This window comes from Micromonospora sp. NPDC050695 (genome assembly GCF_040654415.1).
Taxonomy (GTDB): Bacteria; Actinomycetota; Actinomycetes; order Mycobacteriales; family Micromonosporaceae; genus Micromonospora.
This window is the reverse complement of sequence record NZ_JBFAHZ010000015.1, coordinates 59,125-82,194: the sequence shown is the minus strand read 5'-3', so window position 1 is coordinate 82,194 and position 23,070 is coordinate 59,125. Positions and strand designations below refer to the sequence as shown.

Sequence of the window (23,070 nt, the reverse complement as noted above, 5' to 3'; positions counted from 1 at the left end):
CGCTCGTCCACGAATCGAGGAATCATGGCCCGACCCCTACGACCCGCGATCACCGCGAGCGGGCTGCGAAAGTCCTACGGCGACAAGGTGGTGCTCGACGGCATCGACCTGGAGATCGCCGAGGGAACGATATTCGCGCTGCTCGGCCCCAACGGCGCCGGCAAGACCACCATCGTGCGGATCCTGTCCACCCTGATCAACGCCGACGGCGGCGAGGCCCGCATCGCCGCTCACGACCTGAGCCGGGAGGCCGACGCGGTACGCGCCCTGATCGGCGTCACCGGCCAGTTCTCCGCCGTCGACAACCTGCTCACCGGGCGGGAGAATCTGCGCCTCATGGCCGACCTGTGTCACCTGGACCGGGCGGCCGGACGGCGGCGCACCGACGACCTGCTCACCCAGTTCGACCTCGTGGAGGTGGCGGGCAAGCCGGTGTCGACGTACTCCGGTGGCATGCGTCGACGGCTCGACCTCGCGATGACGCTGGTCGGCGAACCCCGCGTCATCTTCCTCGACGAGCCGACCACCGGCCTCGACCCGCGCAGCCGCCGCGCCATGTGGCAGATCATCCGCGACCTCGTCGCCGGCGGTGTCACCATCCTGCTCACGACCCAGTACCTGGAGGAGGCCGACCAGCTCGCCGATCGGGTCGCGTTCCTCGACCACGGCCGGCTCATCGCCGAGGGCACCCCGCGTGAGCTCAAGCGGCTCATCCCCGGCGGCCACGTCGTGCTCCAGTTCGCCGACCAGGCGGGGCTCGACGCCGCGGCGCGCGCCCTCACCGCGTCCACCCGCGACGACGCGGCGCTCACCCTCCAGGTGCCGAGCGACGGTGGGGTCGGGTCGCTGCGATCCCTGCTCGACCAGCTCGACCGTGCCTCGATCAGCGTCGCCGGCCTCGCCGTGCACACCCCCGACCTCGACGACGTCTTCCTCACCCTGACCGGCCAACCCGACCACGAAAGGGCCATGGCGCGATGAGCACCCTCACCCTCGCCGTCCGCGACTCGAGCACGATGCTGCGGCGCAACCTCCTGCACATGCGGCGGTACCCGTCGTTGACGCTCATGCTCGTCGGTCTCCCGGTCATCCTGCTGCTGCTGTTCGTCTACGTCTTCGGTGGAACGCTCGGCGCGGGCCTCGGGCCGACCGGTGACCGCGCCGACTACGCCAACTACGTCACCCCCGGCATCCTGCTCATCACGGTGGTCAGCGCGGCGCAGGGCACCGCCATCTCGGTCGCCATGGACATGACCGAGGGGATCATCGCTCGTTTCCGTACCATGGCGATCTTCCGGCCCTCGGTCCTCACCGCCCACGTGCTGGGCAGTGTGATCCAGACGGTGCTCAGTCTCGCGGCCGTCACCGGCGTGGCACTGCTGGTCGGGTTCCGCCCCACCGCCAACCCGGTCGAGTGGCTCGCCGTGTTCGGCGTCCTCGCCATGATCACTCTCGCGGTCACCTGGTTGGCCGTCGCCCTCGGCCTGGTGAGCGACAGTGTCGAGACGGCGAGCAACCTGCCGATGCCGCTGGTGCTCCTGCCGTTCCTCGGCAGCGGGTTCGTCCCCACCGACTCCATGCCGACGCCGGTGCGGTGGTTCGCCGACTACCAGCCGTTCACACCCGTCATGGAGACCCTTCGCGGCCTGTTGTTCGGCACCGGGATCGGCTCCAACGCGATCCTCGCGGTCGCCTGGTGCGCCGTCATCACCGTGGCCTGCTTCCTCTGGGCCAAGGCCCAGTACAACCGCTCCCGGGCCTGATCCGCGCCACGCCCTCGCGGGCGATCCCACCCGACGACAGCCCGGCCCCGGTGGGCCGGGCTGTCGCCCTGTCCGTCGACGTGGAGTCGCCGCACCCCCGGAAGACGGCGCCGAGATACTCGAAACGTCGAATGTTATCGATAACACACTGTGCGCGTCGAGCGGCGTGCCGCGCGCATCGTCGCCCGGGGCGCTCGACCGTGGGGCCGGCGGCGACCGAGGGCCATGACGTCGATCTGATCAGGGGGCCGTGCCGCCCGGCGATGTTATCGCTGACATCGCCGCTGGACGTCGATCGATCGTGAGTGGAGCGTCGGCTCGCAGCCGTCCGGAGGCCCGGATCTGTCGCCCTGCCTGCCGGGAGGTCTCGGGCCGGCCGTCGGCCGTGTGGGGATCTTGTCGGTCGGCGGATCGGCGCTCGGCTCCGAGGATTGCGGCTTTTGCACCGGTCCGATATCAACGCGCCCGAGTCGGTCCTGCTTTGGCGTTCCGTTACGTAGCTGTTGCGGGCAGATGTCTTGACGAGTCTGGATGTGAGCGTTAACACTATCCCCGTTAACGGTGGAGGTGAACATGAACCGTGTGGACGGAGCTGGCGACCGCTACGTCGTCGGTGTCGACTACGGCACCCTGTCCGGACGAGCTCTGGTGGTCCGTGTCGGTGATGGTGCCGAGTTGGGGACCGCGGTGCACGAGTACGGCGACGCAGTCATCAGCACGGCGCTCCCGGGAGGTCGACAACTACCCCCGGACTGGGCCCTGCAGAACCCGGAGGACTACCGCGACGTGCTGCGGTACGCCGTCCCGGCGGCGGTGTCCGCCGCGGGGGTGGACCCCGCCGCGGTGGTCGGCATCGGCATCGACTTCACCGCCTGCACGGTGCTGCCGACACTCGCCGACGGCACCCCGCTGTGCGAGACCGCCGAGCTGCGCGACCGGCCGCACGCCTGGGTGAAGCTGTGGAAGCACCACGCCGCGCAGCCGCACGCCGACCGGATCAACGCGCTCGCCCACGAGCGGGCCGAGCCGTGGATCGGCCGGTACGGCGGCAAGATCTCCGCCGAGTGGCAGTACGCCAAGGGCCTGCAGATGCTGGAGGAGGATCCGGAGGTCTACCACCGGGCCGAGCGCTTCGTCGAGGCGGCCGACTGGATCGTGTGGCAGCTCTGCGGCGCCGAGACCCGTAACGTCTGCACGGCCGGCTACAAGGGCATCCTGCAGGACGGCCACTATCCCTCCGAGGGCTTCCTCACGGCGCTCAACCCGGACTTCGGCGACTTCGTGTCCAAGCTGGACGGCCCGTTGCTACCTCTCGGTGCCCGAGCCGGCGCGCTCACCGCCCAGGCGGCCGCGTGGACCGGCCTGCCGGAGGGGATCGCGGTGGCCGTCGGCAACGTCGACGCGCACGTCACCGCCGCGTCCGCGCAGGCCGTTCAACCCGGCCGACTCGTCGCCATCATGGGCACCTCGACCTGTCACGTGGTCAACGGCACCGATCTCGCCGAGGTGGCCGGGATGTGCGGGGTTGTCGACGGCGGCATCAGCCCGGGCGCGTGGGGTTACGAGGCCGGGCAGAGCGGCGTCGGCGACATCTTCGGCTGGTTCGTCGAGCAGGCGGCCCCGGCCGGTGTCGCCTCGCACGAACGCCTCACCGAGCTGGCCGCCGACCAACCGGTCGGCGCGCACGGCCTGATCGCGCTGGACTGGTGGAACGGCAACCGTTCCCTGCTGGTCAACCACGACCTCAGCGGAATGATCGTCGGAATGACCCTGGCCACCCGGCCGCAGGACATCTACCGGGCGCTGCTGGAGTCCACCGCGTACGGCACTCGGATGATCATCGAGGCGTTCGTCGACGCCGGCGTCCCCGTGAACGACCTGGTGATCGCCGGCGGCCTCACCAACAACGCGCTGCTGATGCAGATCTACGCCGACGTGACCAGGCGGCCGCTGAACATCATCGGCTCCGCGCAGGGGCCGGCGCTGGGCTCGGCGATCCACGCGGCCGTCGCCGCCGGCGAGTACCCCTCGATCCACGAGGCGTCGCAGGCGATGGGTCGGGTGCACGAGGCCGTCTACCGGCCGGATCCCGACCGGGCGCGTGCCTACGACGCCCTGTACGCGGAGTACCGGACGCTGCACGACCACTTCGGACGCGGCGGCAACGACGTCATGCTCCGTCTCCGGGCGATCCGTAACGCGGCGGTCGAGACCGCCGCCACCAGGCACGAGACCGCGCTGGAGGTCGTCGCGTGAACACCGAGGTGACCCGACAGATCCGCGAGCTGCGCGAGACCGTGGCACGCCTGCACGCCGAGCTGACCCGCTACAGCCTGGTCGCCTGGACGTCCGGCAACGTCTCCGCGCGGGTTCCCGGCCAGGACCTCATGGTGATCAAGCCGAGCGGTGTCAGCTATGACGACCTCACGGCGGCCACCATGGTGGTGTGCGACCTCGACGGCGTCCTCGTCGAGGGGGACTTCGCCCCGTCCAGCGACACCGCGGCCCACGCCTACGTCTACCGGGCCATGCCGGAGGTCGGCGGCGTCGTCCACACGCACAGCTCGTACGCCACCGCCTGGGCGGCGTGCGGGGAGTCGATTCCCTGCCACCTCACGGCACAGGCCGACGAGTTCGGTGGGGAGATCCCGATCGGCCCGTTCGCCCTGATCGGCGGCGACGACATCGGCAAGGGCATCGTCGCCACGCTCGCCGGGCACCGCTCGCCCGCGGTGCTGATGCGTAACCACGGTGTCTTCACCATCGGCCGGGACGCCCGCGCCGCGGTCAAGGCCGCGGTCATGTGCGAGGACGTGGCCCGTACCGCGCACCTGGCCCGTGCCCTCGGGCAGCCCGTCGAGATGGCGCAGGCCGACATCGACGCCCTCTACCACCGCTACCAGAACGTCTACGGCCAACAACCAGTCGCACCGGCGGGTTCCTGACGTCCATCGGACACCCGGAACCGGTCGGTCTGCACCACCGACGCACCAGCACGCACCACCCGCGTACGCCGCATGCGCACCTCGGCGGTTGGCGCGGTCACCCACCACACCCAGCCAAGGAGAACTGATGAGAAAGATGCGAACGCAGCGCGCTGTCGCGATCCTCGCCAGCGTGTTGCTCGTCGGCGGCGTGGCGGCCTGCGGCAACAGCGACACCGGCGGCGGGTCCAAGGACGACGGCAAGATCACGATGGGCTTCTCCCAGGTCGGTGCGGAGAGCGGGTGGCGTACCGCGAACACCACCTCGATCAAGGAGTCGGCCGCCGCCGCGGGGATCGAGCTGAAGTTCGACGACGCGCAGCAGAAGCAGGAAAACCAGATCAAGGCGATCCGCAACTACATCCAGCAGAAGGTCGACGTGATCGCCTTCTCGCCGGTCGTGGAGTCCGGCTGGGACACCGTGCTCAAGGAGGCCAAGGACGCCGGCATCCCGGTCATCCTGACCGACCGCTCGGTCGACTCGGCCGACAAGACCCTCTACAAGACGTTCCTCGGCTCGGACTTCGTCAAGGAGGGCCGGCTCGCCGGTGAGTGGCTGGTCGAGCAGAAGAAGACCGCCTCGGGCCCGGTGAACATCGTGGAGCTGCAGGGCAACACCGGCGCGGCGCCGGCGAACGACCGCAAGAAGGGCTTCGGCGAGGCGATCGCCGTCAACCCGAACCTGAAGATCATCGCTTCCCAACCGGGTGACTTCACCCGGGCGGGTGGCAAGCAGGTCATGGAGCAGTTCCTCAAGGCGAACCCGAAGATCGACGTGCTGTTCGCGCACAACGACGACATGGGTCTCGGCGCGCTCGAGGCGATCACCGCCGCCGGCAAGGTGCCGGGCAAGGACATCACCATCATCACGGTCGACGCGGTCAAGGACGGTATGCAGGCCCTCGCCGACGGCAAGTTCAACTTCATCGCGGAGTGCAGCCCGCTGCTCGGCCCGCAGCTGATGGACCTGGCCAAGAAGGTCAAGGCCGGCGAGGAGGTGCCTGCTCGGATCGAGACCGAGGAGACCACCTTCACCCAGGAGCAGGCCAAGGAAGCGCTGCCCACCCGTAAGTACTGATCGACGCCGGGGTCGCCGCGCACGCGTGGCGGCCCCGCCGCGTCGTCGCCCTTGCCCACAACGGACCGGGCATGGCCGCGACCATCCCCGTACCCGCCCGCCCGGACGATCCGCTGGGACGACCGGGCGGGCGCACGGGAGCGCAGCGGCCCTTCCGTGTCGACAACCCAGAAGAGGTCTGATGGGATGACGGATAGCCGTCCGGTCCTGACGATGACCGGGATCAGCAAGTCCTTCCCCGGGGTGCGTGCACTCCACGACGTCAACTTCCGGCTCTTCCCCGGCGAGGTGCACGCCCTGATGGGCGAGAACGGCGCCGGCAAGTCGACCCTCATCAAGGTGCTGACCGGCGTCTACGACACCGACGAGGGCACGATCACCCTCGACGGCGAGCCGGTGTCGTTCAGCGGGCCGATGCGGGCGACCGCCGCCGGGGTGAGCACGGTCTTCCAGGAGGTCAACCTCTGCACCAACCTCTCGGTGGCGGAGAACATCTTCATCGGCCGCGAACCCCGGGTCTTCGGCGCCGTCCGCTGGGGTGAGGTTCGCCGTCGGGCCCGCGCCCTGCTGGCCCGCCTCGACCTCGACCTCGACGTCAGCGCGCCGCTCGGCTCCTACTCTCTGGCGATCCAGCAGATGGTCGCGATCGCCCGCGCGATCGACATCCAGGCCCGGGTGCTGATCCTCGACGAGCCGACGTCCAGCCTCGACGCCGGCGAGGTGGCGCAGCTCTTCCGCATCATGCGGCAGCTGCGCGACGAGGGTATCGCCATCCTGTTCGTGACCCACTTCCTCGACCAGGTCTACGAGATCGCCGACCGGATCACCGTGTTGCGCAACGGCGGCCTCGTCGGCGAGTACCTGACCACCGAGCTGCCCCAACTCTCCCTGGTCGAGAAGATGATCGGCAAGGAACTCGACGTCCTGGAGGGCATCGAGGAGCACTCCCGCCGGGATCTGGCCGCGCTGGAGGAGGGCACCCCCCTGGTGGCGGTGTCGAACGTCGGTCGGGCCGGTGCGGTCGAGCCGTTCAGCCTCACCATCCACGCCGGCGAGGTGGTGGGCCTGGCCGGCCTGCTGGGCTCGGGGCGTACCGAGGTCGCGCGGCTGCTGTTCGGCGCGGACCGGACCGACGGCGGTCAGGTCGCGGTGGACGGTACGGCGAGCAGTCTGCGTACCCCCGCCCAGGCCATCGACCACGGCGTCGGCTTCTGTTCGGAGAACCGCCGCGCGGAGGGCATCGTCGCCGACCTGTCGGTCCGGGAGAACATGATCCTCGCCATGCAGGCGGCCCGCGGCTGGCTGCGGCCCATCCCGCGCCGCCGCCAGGACGAGCTGGTCGACAAGTACGTCAAGGCACTCAACATCCGGCCCGCGGACCCGGAGGTGCCGGTACGCAACCTCTCCGGCGGCAACCAGCAGAAGGTGCTCCTGGCCCGCTGGCTGATCACCGAGCCGCGACTGTTGATCCTCGACGAACCGACCCGGGGCATCGACATCGGCGCGAAGACCGAGATCCAGAAGCTCGTGACCCAGTTGTCCGACGGCGGCATGGCGGTGCTGTTCATCTCCGCCGAGCTGGAGGAGGTGCTGCGGCTCAGCCACAAGGTGGCCGTCATGCGGGACCGGCAGATGGTCGCGCAGCTCGCCAACGACGACAGCCTCGACGTCGACCGCATCATGCAGACCATCGCCAGTGGGTCCCACCGGGAGGAGGCAGACCGATGAACGCCACCATGGGCCGCTACCGGGCGGTGACCGGTCACCGGCTGTTCTGGCCCGCGGCCGTGCTGGTCGTCATGCTCGCCGCGAACACGATCTACCGGCCCGGATTCCTGTCGATCGAACTCAAGGACGGGCACCTGTACGGCTCGCCGATCGACATCCTGCGGCTGAGCGCGCCGCTGATCCTCGTCGCGCTGGGCATGACCCTGGTCATCTCGACCGGCGGCATCGACCTGTCGGTCGGCTCGGTGTGCGCGATCAGTGGTGCGATCGCCTGCATGTACATCAGCAAGCAGTCCGACCAGAACAGCCTCGCCGTGGTGCTGACCGCCCTCGCGATGGCGTTGGGGGTCGCGCTGGTGCTCGGCGCGTGGAACGGGGTGCTGGTGGCCGTGATCGGGATCCAACCGATCATCGCCACCCTGATCCTGATGGTGGCCGGCCGGGGCCTCGCCCAGCTGATCACCCAGGGCCAGATCATCACCATCAACTCGGAGCCGTTTCGGGCGATCGGGCTGGGTCACCTGTTGACCCTGCCACTGGCCATCTTCATCGCCCTCGCCGCGGCCCTGCTGGTCGCCGCGTTCACCCGCCGTACCGCGCTCGGGATGATCGTCGAATCGGTGGGCGGTAACGCCGAGGCGAGCCGGCTGGCCGGCATCCGCTCCGGCCGGGTCATCTTCCTGGCGTACGTGCTCAGCGCCGCGTGCGCCGCGATCGCGGGCTTCATGATGACGGCCAACGTGTCCAGTGCCGACGGGAACGCCGTCGGCCTCTGGGTGGAGCTGGACGCCATCCTCGCGGTCGTCATCGGCGGCACGTCCCTCGCGGGCGGCCGGTTCTTCCTCAGCGGCACGATCATCGGCGCGCTGATCATCCAGACCCTGACCACCACGGTGTACGCCATGGACATCTCACCGCAGACCTCGCTGCTGTTCAAAGCGGTCGTCGTCATCGCCGTCTGCCTCATCCAGGCGCCGGCCTTCCGGGCCCGGTTCGTCCGCCGTCGGCGCAACGTCGCGACGCCCAACGCCATCGCCGACAAGCCGAAGGAGCAGGTGCCGGCATGACCACTGGATCGCTCACCGCTGGTCGTGCCCGGTTCCGGCTGCCGAGACGGCAGATACCGGTCCTGGCCACGCTCGCCCTGCTGCTGGTCATGTACGGCATCGGTGTGTCGCAGTACACGGCGTTCTCCAACGTGCAGGTCATCTTCAACGTCTTCATCGACAACGGGTTCCTGCTCGTGGTCGCGATCGGGATGACCTTCGTGATCCTGACCGGCGGCATCGACCTGTCGGTCGGGTCGGTCGTCGCCATGACGGCGATGGTGTCGGCCTGGCTGCTCCAGGAGGGTCTGCCGGCGGCACTGGTGCTCGTCATCGCCCTGCTCATCGGTCCGACGCTCGGCCTGCTGATGGGCTGCGCCATCCATTTCTTCGAGATCCAGCCGTTCATCGTGACGCTCGCCGGGATGTTCTTCGCCCGCGGGATGTGCACGTTCATCTCCGGCTCGTCCATCCCGATCACCGACGGGTTCTGGACCAGGATGTCGCAGGAGCGGATCGGCGACCCGCGGGGCAACTTCGTCTCGATCAGCGTCCTGATCGCCTTCGTCGTGGTCCTCGTCGCCGCGTACACGCTGGCCTACACCCGGCTGGGGCGCAACGTGTACGCGATCGGCGGCAACCCCCAGTCGGCCCTGCTGATGGGCCTGCCGGTGGGGCGTACCCGGATCGCCGTCTACACGATCAGCGGTCTGTGTTCCGCGATCGGCGGGATCCTGCTGTCCTTCTACACCCTGTCCGGCGCGCCCCTGATCGCCGTCGGCATGGAGTTGGACGTCATCGCCGCCGTCGTCATCGGAGGCACCGTGCTCACCGGCGGCTCGGGTTACGTCTTCGGCACGGTGCTCGGCGTCCTGGTCCTGGGCGTGATCCAAACGCTCATCACCTTCGACGGGAGTCTCAACTCCTGGTGGACCAAGATCGTGATCGGCGGCCTGCTCTTCGCGTTCATCCTCCTCCAACGCCTCATCGGAATCCGTTACAAGTGACCGCCCCTCTCGCGGAAGGCAACCCCATGGCACCACACATCGAACCCGAGATCTGGTTCCTCACCGGCAGCCAAGGCATGTACGGCGAGGAGACGCTCCGGCAGGTCGCCGAGCAGTCCCGCCAGATCGCGGCCGCGCTCGACGACTCGCCGCAGATACCCGCCCGCGTGGTCTGGAAGCCCGTCCTGACCAACAGTGGTGAGATCCTGCAGGTCTGCCGGGACGCCGCCGCCCAGGGCGCTGTCGGGGTCATCGCGTGGATGCACACCTTCTCCCCGGCGAAGATGTGGATCGCCGGTCTGGACGCGCTGCAGACGCCGCTGCTGCACCTGCACACCCAGGCCAATGTCCTGTTGCCGTGGAACGACATCGACATGGACTTCATGAACCTGAACCAGGCCGCGCACGGCGACCGCGAGTTCGGGTACATCCAGACCCGTCTCGGTGTCGCCCGCAAGACGGTGGCCGGGCACGTCAGCGACCCGCGGGTCAGCGCCCGGGTCGGTGCGTGGGCCCGCGCCGCGCTCGGCTGGTCGGCGATGCGGTCGTTGCGCCTGGCCCGCTTCGGCGACAACATGCGCGACGTGGCGGTGACCGAGGGCGACAAGGTCGAGGCGGAGCTGCGCTTCGGCGTCTCGGTCAACACCTACGGCGTCAACGACCTGGTGGAGGTGGTCGGCGAGGTCACCGACGCGCAGGTGGACGAGCTCGTCAAGGAGTACGAGGACACCTACCGCGTCGTGCCGGAGTTGCTCTCCTCGGGTGAGCGGCACGACTCCCTGCGCTACGCGGCGCGCCTGGAACTCGGCATGCGCGCCTTCCTGGACGCGGGCGGCTTCCGGGCCTTCACCACGAACTTCGAGGACCTCGGTGGTCTGCGTCAGCTGCCGGGCATCGCCGTGCAGCGGCTGATGGCCGACGGCTACGGCTTCGGTGGTGAGGGCGACTGGAAGACGTCTGTGCTGGTCCGGACCCTCAAGGCGATGTCGGTGGGGGTCGAGGGCGGCACGTCGTTCATGGAGGACTACACCTACGACCTCACCCCGGGCGAGGAACTGGTGCTCGGTGCCCACATGCTGGAGGTCTGTCCGACCATCGCGTCCGGCGTGCCGAACGTGGAGATTCATCCGCTGAGCATCGGCGGGCGGGAGGACCCGGTCCGGCTCGTCTTCGACGCCGCGTCCGGTCCGGCGGTGGTGCTGGGGCTGGCCGACATGGGGGAGCGTTTCCGGCTCGTGGCCAACGAGATCGACGTGGTCGCTCCGCCCCAGCCGCTGCGCCGGCTGCCGGTGGCCCGTGCCGTCTGGCGGCCGCGACCCGACCTGCCGGGCTCGGCCGAGGCGTGGATCACCGCTGGCGCACCGCATCACACCGTGCTGTCCCAGGCGGTGGGTGTGGAGGAGTTGCACGACCTGGCCGAGATGAGCCGGACCGAACTCGTCGTCATCGACGCCGACACGCAGCCCCGCCGCTTCGCCGACGAGATCCGCTGGAACCAGGCCTACTACCGGTTGGCCCGCGGTTTCTGAGGGCGCGGCTGGCGCACCGGCCTGACCGACTCCGGCGCGCTGGCCCCGGGGGGTCCGTCTGCCCTGGACGCCCTGGCATCCGGACAGCCGAGTCGCCCCGTGTGAGTCCCCGCCTCCAGTTGCAGCGAAGCGTCCGCCCCCGTTTCGGGGGCGGGCGCTTCGCGCTTGTCGCGGTCGCCGGTGTCTCGTGATCGTTGGCAGCTGAGCGACCCGACACGCCGCGCACCGCGCTGCCGAGGTGCCACAGATCGTCGCGCTGATCCCGTGTGGCCAGCCCAGGCGCTGCCGGATGTTTCGGCTTGACTACGGTCATGTTATCGATAACATTAAACATCTATCGAGTTCGATGCTTCCGTCAAGCAGGTCTGGTCCACGCCTTCCCGTCGAGGTCGGCTGGCCCCAGCGGCCTGGCGAGAAGGCTGTTAGCGATCACATTGACGGTCCATTGAGTCGACCGGCGATGCGGATGCCGGCCCGGAACGTCCGGCACCTCAGGCCAGCGAAGGAGGATCATGTTTTCCATCGGTCGGGTTCCCCGGGGCGCGCCACGCCGGCGCGGGTGGATGTCGCGACTCGTGGTCGCCGCGATGGCGGTGGTGGTCGGCGGCGCGGCCGCGGCCGTCGCCCCGTCGCCCGCGTCGGCCGCGACGGTGGACACCAGTGCCTGGTACGTGCTGGTGAACCGCAACAGCGGCAAGGCGCTGGACGTCTACAACCAGGCGACGAACGACGGCGCGCGCATCACCCAGTGGGCGCGCAACGACGGCGCCTGGCAGTAGTGGCAGTTCGTGGACTCCGGTGGGGGCTACTACCGGCTCAGGTCGCGCCACTCGGGCAAGGTGCTCGACGTCTACAACTTCTCGACCGCCAACGGCGCGTCGATCGTGCAGTGGGCCGACGGCAACGGGACCAACCAGCAGTTCCGGCTGGCCGACTCGGCCGGCGGCTACGTCCGGTTGATCAACCGGAACAGCAACAGGGTGATGGAGGTGCAGGGCGCCTCGACCGCCGACGGCGGCAACATCGTGCAGTACGACGACTGGGGCGGCACCAACCAGCAGTGGCAACTCGTGCAGGTCGGCGGGACCACCCCGCCGCCGTCGGGCGGCACGCCGTACTCGAATCCGGTCGTCTGGCAGGACTTCGCCGACGTCGACATCATCCGGGTGGACAACGCCTACTACCTGTCGGCGTCCACCATGCACTACTCGCCGGGCGCGCCGGTGCTGCGCTCATACGACCTGGTGAACTGGGAGTTCGCCGGGCACTCCGTACCCCGGCTCGAGTTCGGGTCGAAGTACGACATGAGTGGCGGTAACGCGTACGTCGACGGGATCTGGGCGTCGACGCTGAACTACCGGCCGAGCAACCGGACGTACTACTGGGCCGGGTGCATCGACTTCGCGCAGACCCACATCTACACCGCGTCCGCCGTCGACGGCACGTGGAGCAAGCACACCACCATCCCCAACTGCTACTACGACGCCGGGATGCTGATCGACGACAACGACACCATGTACGTGGCATACGGCAACGGCACCATCAGCGTCGCGCAGCTGTCCGCCGACGGGAAGTCGCAGGTCCGCGCCCAGCAGGTGTACCAGACGCCGTCGAGCATCGGGACGCTGGAGGGCACCCGGTTCTACAAGCGCAACGGCGCCTACTACATCTGGCTCACCCGGCCGGCCAACGGCCAGTACGTGCTGAAGTCGACGAACGGCCCCTTTGGCCCGTACGAGCAGCGTCAGGTGCTGCTCAACCTGCCCGGCCCGATCTCCGGTGGCGGCGTGCCACACCAGGGTGGACTGGTGCAGACCCAGAACGGCGACTGGTACTACATGGCCTTCGTCGACGCGTACCCCGGTGGTCGGATGCCGGCCATGGCCCCGATCACCTGGACCGGCGACGGCTGGCCCGTGCTGCAGACCGTCAACGGGGCGTGGGGCAGCTCCTACCCGCGACCGAACCTGCCCGCGGCACCGCGGGCGGTGAAACCGCTCACCGGCACCGACACGTTCGCCGGCGCCACCCTCGGCCCGCAGTGGGAGTGGAACCACAACCCGGACAACAGCCGGTGGTCGGTCAACAACGGGCTGAACCTGCAGACCGCCACCGTCACCGGCGACCTGTACGCCGCGCGCAACACGTTGACGCACCGGATCCAGGGCCCCACCTCCACCGCCACCATCGAGCTGGACTACTCCACCATGCGCGACGGTGACCGCACCGGCCTGGCGGTGCTGCGCAACTCGTCCGCCTGGATCGGGGTCCGGCGCGACAACGGCTCGACGAGGCTGGTCATGCAGAACGGCCTCACGATGGACGGCAACTGGAACACCACCAGCACCGGCAGCGAGGTGGCGAGCACCGCCGTCTCCGGTGGCCGGATCTGGTTGCGGGCCAACGCCGACATCAGACCCGGGTCCGGTCGGCAGGCCCGCTTCTCGTACAGCACCGACGGCGTGAACTTCACCTCGTTCGGCAACGCCCTGACCCTCGCCAACAACTGGCAGTTCTTCATGGGCTACCGGTTCGCCATCTTCAACCACGCCACGCAGGCGCTCGGTGGCGCGGTCACGGTGCGCCGCTTCGATCTCACGACGCCGTGACACCAGTCACAGGACGACCGGTGGACCGGTGGTGGGCCTGACCGCGTACCCGCCCGGCAGGTGAAGCCCACGTCACCGCGACGTACCGCCGCCGGCCTGCTCCATGCCCTGTCCCCGGGGCGTGCGGCGGGCCGGCGGTCGCGTCCGGCGGGCGCCGCACGCCGGATCCCGTGTGCCCGCTTGAGGAGTACGCCGCGAAAGCGTCGCGGATGTTCCCTTCGCGCCGCACGCCGCGCCGGTGTCGGGGGCCGTGGCTGGCGTAGACTGTCGGCGATCCAGCGCTGGTCACCTGGGATTCAGCACCAACGTGGTGGCTGAGCGAGGGGATCGGGCCGGGCCGCTCCAGTCGACGGGGCCGCGGGCCGGAGATGTAGCGGGGGGAGTGAAATGGCCGTCCACGGTCCCGCGATGACGGACGTTGCTCGTCTCGCCGGTGTCTCCCATCAGACGGTGTCGCGGGTGCTCAACGGGCACCCCAACGTCCGCGAGCAGACCCGGCTGCGGGTGCGGGCGGCGATCGCCGAGCTCGGCTACCGCCCGAACGGCGCGGCACGCGCGCTGGTGACCGGCCGGTCGCAGGTCATCGGTGTGGTCGCACAGAACACGACCCTCTACGGTCCGGCGTCACTGCTGGCCGCGTTGGAGCAGACGGCCGCGGAGGAGGGTTTCGCGGTCAGCGTGGGCAGCGTCCGTAACCTGGACCACCGTTCCATCTCGGCGGCCGTCGAGCGGCACCTGTCGCACCGGGTCGCCGGGATCGTGGTCATCGCGCCGGTCGAGTCGGCCGGTGAGGCGCTGGAACGCCTGCCGCAGGACGTCCCGCTGGTGACGGTCGACGGTGACCCGAGCCGGCCGGTGCCACTGGTGACGGTCGACCAGGTGGCGGGCGCCCGGGCGGCGACGCGGCATCTGCTCGACGCGGGGCATCGCACCGTCTGGCACGTCTCCGGGCCGTCGGACTGGTTCGACAGCGTCGGCCGCATCGACGGCTGGCGGGAGGCGCTGCTGGCCGCGGGGACGGATCCGCCGCCGCTGATGCCGGGGGACTGGTCCGCGGCGTCGGGTTACCGGTGCGGGCAGATGTTGGCGCGGATGCCGGAGGTCACCGCGGTCTTCACCGCCAACGACCACCTCGCGCTGGGCGTGCTGCGGGCGTTGCACGAGTTCGGCCGACGTGTGCCGGACGACATCAGCGTGGTCGGCTTCGACGACGTGCCCGAGGCCGCGTACTTCATCCCGCCGTTGACCACCGTTCGACCGGACTTCGACGCGGTGGCGCGGGCGAGTCTGCAAATGCTGCTGGCCCAGATCGAGTCGGGCACCGGCGGCGCGTTGCGGCAGAGCGTCGCCCCGACCCTGGTCTCCCGGGACAGCGTCGCCCCGCCACGCCGCTGACCGACCGATCCGGGTCAATTCATCATGCCGTGACGTCGATCGATAACTGATCGCGCCCAGAAAATGACGTTCGCCGATTCGTCCAGGCGTAACTATTGAACGAGCGGAAATCCCCCCGTAACATGATGGCCGTCACTGTTAGCGTTAACAACATTGGTGCCCAGCTATCGGTCCACGGGTCAGCGATCCTCGTCGTGAGGCGGGCGCCACCGACAAGGAGGCTCGATGAACCGCATCGCCCGAGGTCGTCGTTGGGGAAGCGTACTGGCGGCCGGACTGCTGCTGGCCGGTGCCCTGGTCGGCCTCCGCGCCCCCGCGGCGCAGGCGTTGGAGAACGGGGTGGCCCGCACGCCCCCGATGGGCTGGAATTCGTGGAACTCGTTCGGCTGCAACATCAACGAGGGGCTGATCCGGCAGACAGCGGACGCGATCGTCAGCGGCGGAATGCGCGACCTGGGTTACCAGTACGTGGTGGTCGACGACTGCTGGTTCAACCCGAACCGGGACGCGTCCGGCAACATCCAGGGCGACCCCGGCCGGTTCCCCAGCGGGATGAAGGCGCTCGGCGACTACCTGCACGCCCGGGGCCTGAAGTTCGGCCTCTACCAGGTGCCGGTCGACAAGACCTGCGCGCAGTACTTCGGCTCCTACCCCGGCGCCACCGGCAGCCGGGGTCACGAGGTGCAGGACGCCCGCCAGTTCGCCGCCTGGGGTGTCGACTTCCTCAAGTACGACTGGTGCTCGCCGGAGGGCAGCATAAATGACCAGGTGACCACCTTCGCCAAGATGCGCGACGCGCTGGCCGCCACCGGCCGGCCGATCGTCTACAGCATCAACCCCAACAGCATCCACGCGAAGACCGGCCCACAGCGCAACTGGGGCGACGTGGCGAACATGTGGCGTACCACCGAGGACATCACCAACGCGTGGGACACCGGCCAGACCAACGGCTATCCGATGGGCATCCAGAACATCATCAACGTGACCGTTCCGCTGGCGTCGTACGCGAGGCCGGGTGGGTTCAACGACCCGGACATGATGGAGGTCGGTCGCGGTGGCATGAACGACACGGAGATGCGCAGCCACTTCGCGATGTGGGCGATCATGGCCTCGCCGCTGATCGCCGGCAACGACGTGCGGAACATGAACGCCGCGACGCAGACCATCCTCAAGAACGCCAACCTGATCGCGATCAACCAGGACTCGCTCGGGTTGCAGGCGACGCAGGTGTCGTTCGACGGCACGCGTCGGGTGCTGGCCAAGCGTCTCGCCAACGGTGACGTCGCGGTCGCCCTGTTCAACCAGGGCGGCTCGACGACGACGATCTCGACGACGGCCGCCGCCATCGGCAAGTCGGGCACGTCGTTCACGCTGGTGGACGCCTGGACCGGTGGCACCAGCTCCAGCGGCGGGGCCATCAGTGCCAGCGTCCCCGCGCACGGCACGGTGGTGTTCCGGGTCAGTGGGGGCGGCACGACGACCCCGCCGCCGACCACGTCGAGCGCGCTCGTCAGCGCCGCCTCCGGCCGCTGCCTGGACGTGCCGAACAGCAACACGAGCAACGGCACCCAGCCGGTGATCTGGGACTGCAACGGCGCCCCCAACCAGAGCTGGACCGTGAACGGGCAGACCCTGCAGTCCCTCGGCAAGTGCCTGGACGCGCCCCTCAACGCCACGGCCGGCGCCAAGGTGCAGCTCTGGGACTGCAACGGTGGGGCCAACCAGCGGTGGACCCTGAACGCCAGCGGCACGATCAGCGGCGCGCAGTCCGGGCTCTGCCTGGACGTCAACAACAACGGCACGGCCAACGGCACCACGGTGATCCTCTGGACCTGCACCGCGGCGGCGAACCAGCGGTGGTCGCAGCGGTAGCCGATCGGCTCCGCCGCCCGACCGGCCCGCGGCGGGCCACCTGAACCGCCGGCAGTGCGGGTGCCCGCGGACGACGATCGTCGTCCGCGGGCATCGGTCTGCGCCCGACGCCCGCCCGACGCCGGTGCAGCGCCGCGACCTGCGCATCGGGCGGATCGGTCCGCCGGCGACGCGTGCGCGGGCACCTCCGTTACGAGACCGTGACACCGGTATTTCGGATGAGGTGTTGACGTGCCCTATGTGAGCGCTAACACTACCCGAAAGGTGACAGTTGGCCCCGGCACTCGACGGGGGAGTCCAGAGAGGAGAGGCCCGTGGGCAGGAGATTCCTGGTTGCTCTCGGCAGCGCGGTGCTGGCGCTAAGCCTGGCGGCATGCAGTGGCGAGGGTGCGGGCGGCAGTGGGGACAAGAGCGGGGACAAGCCCGGCGACCTGACCATCGGCGTCTCGATGCCGACCCAGACCTCCGAGCGCTGGATCGCCGACGGCAACGCGGTCAAGCAGAAGCTCGAGGCCAAGGGCTACAAGGTCGAGCTCCAGTACGCCGGCGACGACATCCCCACCCAGTCGCAGCAGGTCGACCAGATGATCACCCAGGGCGCGGACGTCCTGGTCATCGCCGCGATCGACGGCACCGCCCTCAACAGCCAGTTGCAGGCCGCCGCCGCCGCGAAGATCCCGGTCATCTCGTACGACCGGCTGATCCGCGGCAGCAAGGACGTCGACTTCTACGTCAGCTTCGACAACTACAAGGTCGGCGTCGCCCAGGGCACCGCGCTGCTCGTCGGCCTCGGCCTGCTGAACAAGGACGGCTCGAAGGGCACGGCGAAGGGCCCGTTCAACGTCGAGCTGTTCGCGGGCTCGCTGGACGACAACAACACGCAGTACTTCTTCGGCGGCGCGATGGACACGCTGAAGCCGTTCATCGACAACGGCACGCTGATCGTGAAGTCCAAGCAGACCACCCCCGAGCAGGTGGCCATCCTGCGGTGGCAGCAGGAGACCGCGCAGAAGCGGATGGAGAACCTGCTCACCTCCAGCTACAACGACGGCTCGAAGGTCGACGGCGTGCTGTCGCCGTACGACGGCATCTCCCGCGGCATCATCACCGCCCTGCAGAACGCCGGCTACGGCAGCGGCGCGAAGAAGCTCCCGGTGGTGACCGGCCAGGACGCCGAGATCGCGTCGATCAAGCTGATCAACGACGGGGTGCAGAACTCCACGGTCTTCAAGGACACCCGCCTGCTCGCCGAGCAGGCCGTGAACGCCGCCGAGGCGTTCCTGCAGAAGAAGCAGCCGCAGGCCAACGACACGCAGACGTACAACAACGGCGTCAAGGTCGTCCCGGCGTACCTGCTGCCGATCGCGACCGTCTACAAGGACGACATCAAGGCTACGCTGATCGACTCCGGCTACTGGACGGCGGAAGAGGTCGCCGCCGGTCAGGCCAAGAAGTAGACCACCCGTCGGGCTCGGCGGGTGACCGCCGAGCCCGACGCCGTGGCGTACCACGTCCGACCTGACAGAGGACAGTGACCATGGACGACACCATCCTCGAGATGCGCCGCATCACGAAGACCTTCCCCGGGGTGACCGCGCTGGAGGATGTCACCCTCTCGGTACGCCGGGGAGAGATCCACGCCATCTGCGGTGAGAACGGCGCCGGCAAGTCCACCCTGATGAAGGTGCTCTCCGGCGTGCACCCCACCGGCTCGTACGACGGGGAGATCCTGTTCGACGGCAAACCGGTGCAGTTCCGTGGCATCCGCGACAGCGAGGCCAACGGCATCGTCATCATCCACCAGGAGCTGGCCCTGGTGCCGTACCTGTCGATCGCGGAGAACATCTTCCTCGGCAACGAGCGGCGCGGTCGCGGCGGGCTGATCGACTGGAACCGGGCCAACGCCGAGGCGGCGCAGCTGCTGGAGTCCGTCGGGCTGCACGAGAACCCGGTCACCCCGGTCATCCAGCTCGGCGTGGGCAAGCAGCAGCTGGTGGAGATCGCCAAGGCGCTGTCGAAGAAGGTGCGCCTGCTCATCCTGGACGAGCCCACCGCCGCCCTCAACGACATCGACTCGGCCCACCTGCTCGACCTGTTGCGGGCCCTCCGGGACCAGGGCATCACCTGCATCATGATCTCGCACAAGCTCAACGAGATCACCGCCATCGCCGACTCGACCACCGTCATCCGGGACGGGCACACGGTGGAGACGCTCGACATGTTGGCCGACGAGGTGACCCAGCAGCGGATCATTCGGGGCATGGTCGGACGGGACATCGACAGCTTCTACCCCGACCGGGAGTCGTCCCCCGGCGAGGAGGTCCTGCGGATCGAGGACTGGACGGTACGCCACCCCGTCCAGGACCGGATGGTCGTCGAGGGCGTCGGCTTGTCCGTCCGCGCCGGTGAGGTCGTCGGCATCGCCGGTCTGATGGGGGCCGGTCGCACCGAGCTGGCGATGAGCGTGTTCGGCCGGTCGTACGGGCGGGACATCAGCGGCCGGCTCTTCGTACGCGGGCGGGAGGTGCACGCGCGCACGGTCGCGGAGGCGATCGACAACGGCATCGCGTACGTCACCGAGGACCGCAAGCGCTACGGCCTCAACCTCATCGACGACGTCCGCCGCAACGTCTCGGCCGCCGCGTTGGACCGGTTGTCCCGGCTCGGTTGGGTGAACGGCAACGAGGAGATCAAGGTCGCCGAGTCGAGCCGGCGGGAGATGAACATCAGGACCACCAGCGTCATGGCGGTGGTCGGCAAGCTGTCCGGCGGCAACCAGCAGAAGGTCGTGCTGTCGAAATGGCTGTTCACCGACCCGGACGTGCTGATCCTGGACGAACCGACGCGCGGGATCGACGTCGGTGCCAAGTACGAGATTTACACCATCATCAATCGGCTGGTGGCCGCCGGCAAGGCGGTGATCGTCATCTCCTCGGAGCTGCCGGAGCTGCTCGGGATGTGCGACCGCATCTACACCCTCGCCGCCGGCCGGATCACCGGTGAGATGCCGGTGGGCGAGGCGACCCAGGAGAGCCTCATGGAGCTGATGACCAAGGACAAGGAGCTCGTCGGATGACCAGCATCAAGACCCCCTCGACGGAGCGCCCGACGCCCTCGGACAGCACACCCGCCGCCGCCCTGCACACCGGGACGAGTGACCTGCGGGCGTTGGTGTTGAACAACCTGCGGCAGAGCGGGATCTACGTCGCCCTGGTCGTCATCGTCGCGCTCTTCGCGCTCCTGACCGACGGTGTGTTGCTGAGCCCCGGCAACATCACCAACATCGTTCTGCAGTACTCGTACATCCTAGTCCTCGCGATCGGGATGGTCATCCTGATCATCGGCGGGCACATCGACCTGTCGGTGGGATCGGTGGTCGCGCTGACCGGGGCGGTCTCCGCCGTCCTGGTGATCCAGCAGGGGCACCCGTGGTGGATCGGCGTCGTCGCCGCCCTGGTCGTCGGCGTGGCGGTGGGCGCGTGGCACGGGTTCTGGGTCGCGTACGCCGGCATCCCGGCCTTCATCGTCACCCTGGCCGGCATGCTGCTGTTCCGGGGCCTCACCCTGCAGGTGCTCGACAACATCTCGCTGTCGCCGTTCCCGGCCGAATACCAGAAGGTCGCCGCGGGCTTCCTCAACGGACTGCTCGGCGGTAACGGCTTCGACGCCTTCACGCTGCTGATCGGCGCCCTCGCGGTGGCCGGCTACGCGGTGAGCGGCTTCCGCACCCGCGTCGCGCGCATCCGCTACCAGCAGCCCGTGGAGTCGTTCCCGCTGTTCGTCGCCCGGGTCGTCGCGGTCGGCGCGGTCATCATGTACTTCGCCTGGCAGTTGGCGCACGCCCGCGGTCTGCCGATCGTGCTGATCATCCTGGCGGCCCTGGTGCTGGTCTACGGCCTGCTCACCCGGCGGACCGTCTTCGGTCGGCAGGTCTACGCGATCGGTGGCAATCTGTCGGCGGCGGCGCTGTCCGGCGTGAAGGTGCGCACCGTCAACTTCTGGATGTTCGTCAACATGGGCTTCCTGGCGGCGGTGGCGGGTGTCATCTACTCGTCGCGGTCCAACGGCGCGCAGCCGGCCGCTGGCAACATGTTCGAGCTCGACGCGATCGCCGCGGCGTTCATCGGCGGCGCGGCGGTCACCGGTGGCGTGGGCACCGTGGTCGGCGCGATGGTCGGTGGTCTGATCATGGCGGTGATGAGCAACGGCATGCAGCTGATGGGCGTCGACCAGTCGACCCAGTCGGTGGTCAAGGGCCTCGTGCTGCTCGTCGCCGTCGCCTTCGACGTCTACAACAAGCGCCGCGCCGGCTCGGCCCGCTGACCCGCGTCCCACGCAGGTGGCCCCTGACCCGCTCTGCGGTCAGGGGCCACGTGCCGTTCAGAGCCCGACTCCGCGATCGTGCACTGTGTGTCGACGATCCGCACCTTGTGCGGCATAAGTCGGGGCAGGAAGTGCACGATCGGCGGGGTGGGGGTGGGGGGTTAGTGGCAGGTGGTGGTGCCGCTGTCGTTGTAGGTTTGGCCGGCTACCGGCACGAACTGCCAGTCGTAGCTGTTGGAGTGCAGGGTGAACTTCAGGACACCCCACGCTGAGCTGTTGCGCGCCTCGCTGTTGGGCTGGATGGTGCCGAAGCCGTAGTGGCCGGCACCGCCCATCCCGGCGACGAAGCTCCGCAGCCCCCGGCTGGCGTCGGCGCCACCGGACGGGTTCATCGGCCCGAACCGCTCGTACACGTGGTTGTGCCCCCACACCACGACGTCGGCGTTGTAGTCGTAGAGCGCCTGGTACAGCGGGCGCGTCGACGTCGACGGCGCGTGGTTGGAGCTGGACGTGAACAGCGGGTGGTGCCAGTACGCCAGCGTGCACGGCTTGCTGCTGGCGGCCAGGTCCGCGCGCAGCCACTGCTCCTGCGTCGAGCCGGCCGACATGCTGATGTTCGAGTTCAGCGACACGATGTGCCAGTTGCCGAGGTCGAACGAGTAGTAGCCGCGACCGCTCGGGCCCGCGGACGTACCGAAGTAGGTGTAGTAGCCGGTCGCGCCCGACGTGTTGTAGTCGTGGTTGCCCGGCGACGGGCGGGTACGGGACTTGTGCCGACCCCAGGTGGGCTCGTAGTAGCTGGCGAACTGCGACGTGGTGCCACTGTCGTAGACGTTGTCGCCGGTGGTGAAGACCGTGCCGGAGATGCCGTCGAGCAGCGCCGCGGTGGCGCTGTCGCCCGAGCCGGAGTCGGCGATGTCGCCCGCACCGACGAAGACCGGGTCGCCGGACGGGGGCGGCGTCGTGGTGCCGGTGGCGACCACCAGTTGCGGCGCGTCGGCGCCACTCTCCCGCGTGTCGAAGTACGCGCCGTCACCGCTGGTCGAGGTCGCACCGAAACTGAACGTGCCGTTGCCGGTGACCGCGGCCGTGACGTCCAGCTCGTACCAGCTGTTGGCGCCGACCGCGCCGATCGAGCCGAGCGTGGCGCCGTCGATGCTCGGCTGGTTGCTCCACGTGGTGCCGGTCTCCGACCAGGTCGTGTTGGACATCCGCCGGAACGTGCCACCGGCATCGCTGCCGTCGTTGCCGCTGATCGTGCGCAGCCGCAGCTTGGCGCTGGTCACCGTGCCGCTGACGCCGCTGACCGTGAAGCGCAGGAACGAGCGTCGCACCGGCGAGTTGTCGACCACGATCTGGGTGGACGTGCCGTAGTTGGTGGACGCGGTGTCGCTCTGGACGTAGGTGTCGGCGACCGGCGTGAACGTCACGCTCGCCGCCGACGCCGCGCCCGCTCCGGCGACGACGACGGCGGCCGTCGCGGCGAGCACCACCGCGACCACCCCCAGTGTCACCGACGGGCGGGGAAATCGAATGTCCATCCAGGACTCCTTCGTTGCGGGTTGAGGCGCAAGGAATGTAGGGAGGTCGATGGGCCGGCGGGCCACGCGCGGATGAACAAAGCGTCCGGACAGGCGAACACCTCGATGTTCGTGGGCCGTTCATGCACCGCATGCCTGGCTGCCACGCGCGGTCTGTTGTGTCCCGTCGGACTGGTTCAGCACGATGGCTGACCG

General features: G+C 69.0%; 15 protein-coding genes and 1 pseudogene. 15 read left to right on the top strand and 1 reads right to left on the bottom strand.

Features of this window, described 5'->3' with window-relative positions; all coding sequences use genetic code 11:
* Positions 1 to 24: 24 nt before the first annotated feature.
* The 15 genes and pseudogenes from AB0H52_RS14720 (at position 25) to mmsB (ending at position 21,334) form a co-directional block, all read left to right on the top strand.
* Positions 25 to 981, top strand: coding sequence for an ATP-binding cassette domain-containing protein (locus AB0H52_RS14720; RefSeq protein ID WP_151487931.1), 957 nt, complete (start codon positions 25 to 27; stop codon positions 979 to 981).
* A complete protein-coding gene (locus tag AB0H52_RS14715) occupies positions 978 to 1,763 on the top strand; it encodes an ABC transporter permease (RefSeq protein WP_151487932.1) in 786 nt (261 codons plus the stop codon). The genes AB0H52_RS14720 and AB0H52_RS14715 overlap by 4 nt, the downstream gene beginning before the upstream one ends.
* A gap of 573 nt (positions 1,764 to 2,336) precedes the next feature.
* On the top strand, positions 2,337 to 4,019 hold the full coding sequence (gene araB / locus AB0H52_RS14710; RefSeq protein ID WP_151487933.1) for a ribulokinase: 1,683 nt from the start codon (positions 2,337 to 2,339) through the stop codon (positions 4,017 to 4,019).
* Entirely contained in the window at positions 4,016 to 4,708 is a 693-nt protein-coding gene (locus AB0H52_RS14705) for an L-ribulose-5-phosphate 4-epimerase (protein WP_192580110.1), read from the top strand. The genes araB and AB0H52_RS14705 overlap by 4 nt, the downstream gene beginning before the upstream one ends.
* Positions 4,709 to 4,844: 136 nt before the next feature.
* Positions 4,845 to 5,825, top strand: a complete 981-nt coding sequence (locus AB0H52_RS14700; protein ID WP_225854124.1) for an ABC transporter substrate-binding protein — start codon at positions 4,845 to 4,847, stop codon at positions 5,823 to 5,825.
* Between the two features lie 186 nt (positions 5,826 to 6,011).
* Positions 6,012 to 7,553: a sugar ABC transporter ATP-binding protein gene (locus tag AB0H52_RS14695; RefSeq protein ID WP_357947834.1), complete on the top strand. Its 1,542-nt coding sequence runs from the start codon at positions 6,012 to 6,014 to the stop codon at positions 7,551 to 7,553.
* Positions 7,550 to 8,620 carry an ABC transporter permease gene (locus AB0H52_RS14690; protein WP_151487936.1) on the top strand — a complete coding sequence of 357 codons (1,071 nt, stop codon included), beginning with the start codon at positions 7,550 to 7,552 and terminating at the stop codon, positions 8,618 to 8,620. Before AB0H52_RS14695 ends, AB0H52_RS14690 begins: the two co-directional genes overlap by 4 nt.
* Positions 8,617 to 9,606 carry a galactofuranose ABC transporter, permease protein YjfF gene (gene yjfF, locus AB0H52_RS14685; RefSeq protein WP_151487937.1) on the top strand — a complete coding sequence of 330 codons (990 nt, stop codon included), beginning with the start codon at positions 8,617 to 8,619 and terminating at the stop codon, positions 9,604 to 9,606. Before AB0H52_RS14690 ends, yjfF begins: the two co-directional genes overlap by 4 nt.
* Before the next feature lie 26 nt (positions 9,607 to 9,632).
* Positions 9,633 to 11,135, top strand: coding sequence for an L-arabinose isomerase (araA, locus tag AB0H52_RS14680; protein ID WP_357947830.1), 1,503 nt, complete (start codon positions 9,633 to 9,635; stop codon positions 11,133 to 11,135).
* Positions 11,136 to 11,647: 512 nt separating this feature from the next.
* Positions 11,648 to 13,744 (top strand): annotated as a pseudogene (locus tag AB0H52_RS14675) (family 43 glycosylhydrolase).
* A 408-nt stretch (positions 13,745 to 14,152) separates the two neighbouring features.
* The gene (locus AB0H52_RS14670; RefSeq protein WP_278123390.1) at positions 14,153 to 15,139 is read left to right on the top strand and encodes a LacI family DNA-binding transcriptional regulator; all 987 of its coding nucleotides are present in this window, start codon (positions 14,153 to 14,155) and stop codon (positions 15,137 to 15,139) included.
* A 225-nt stretch (positions 15,140 to 15,364) separates the two neighbouring features.
* Entirely contained in the window at positions 15,365 to 17,011 is a 1,647-nt protein-coding gene (locus tag AB0H52_RS14665; RefSeq protein ID WP_357947827.1) for a ricin-type beta-trefoil lectin domain protein, read from the top strand.
* A 314-nt stretch (positions 17,012 to 17,325) separates the two neighbouring features.
* Positions 17,326 to 18,468 (top strand): multiple monosaccharide ABC transporter substrate-binding protein, encoded by a 1,143-nt coding sequence (gene chvE / locus AB0H52_RS14660; protein ID WP_151487942.1) that lies wholly within the window; start codon positions 17,326 to 17,328, stop codon positions 18,466 to 18,468.
* An 80-nt stretch (positions 18,469 to 18,548) separates the two neighbouring features.
* A complete protein-coding gene (gene mmsA / locus AB0H52_RS14655) occupies positions 18,549 to 20,087 on the top strand; it encodes a multiple monosaccharide ABC transporter ATP-binding protein (protein ID WP_151487943.1) in 1,539 nt (512 codons plus the stop codon).
* Positions 20,084 to 21,334 (top strand): multiple monosaccharide ABC transporter permease, encoded by a 1,251-nt coding sequence (gene mmsB, locus AB0H52_RS14650; RefSeq protein WP_151487944.1) that lies wholly within the window; start codon positions 20,084 to 20,086, stop codon positions 21,332 to 21,334. The genes mmsA and mmsB overlap by 4 nt, the downstream gene beginning before the upstream one ends.
* A gap of 161 nt (positions 21,335 to 21,495) precedes the next feature.
* Here mmsB and AB0H52_RS14645 read toward each other — a convergent pair whose 3' ends face one another.
* Positions 21,496 to 22,875: a DNRLRE domain-containing protein gene (locus tag AB0H52_RS14645; protein ID WP_151487945.1), complete on the bottom strand. Its 1,380-nt coding sequence runs from the start codon at positions 22,873 to 22,875 to the stop codon at positions 21,496 to 21,498.
* Between the last annotated feature and the right edge of the window lie 195 nt (positions 22,876 to 23,070).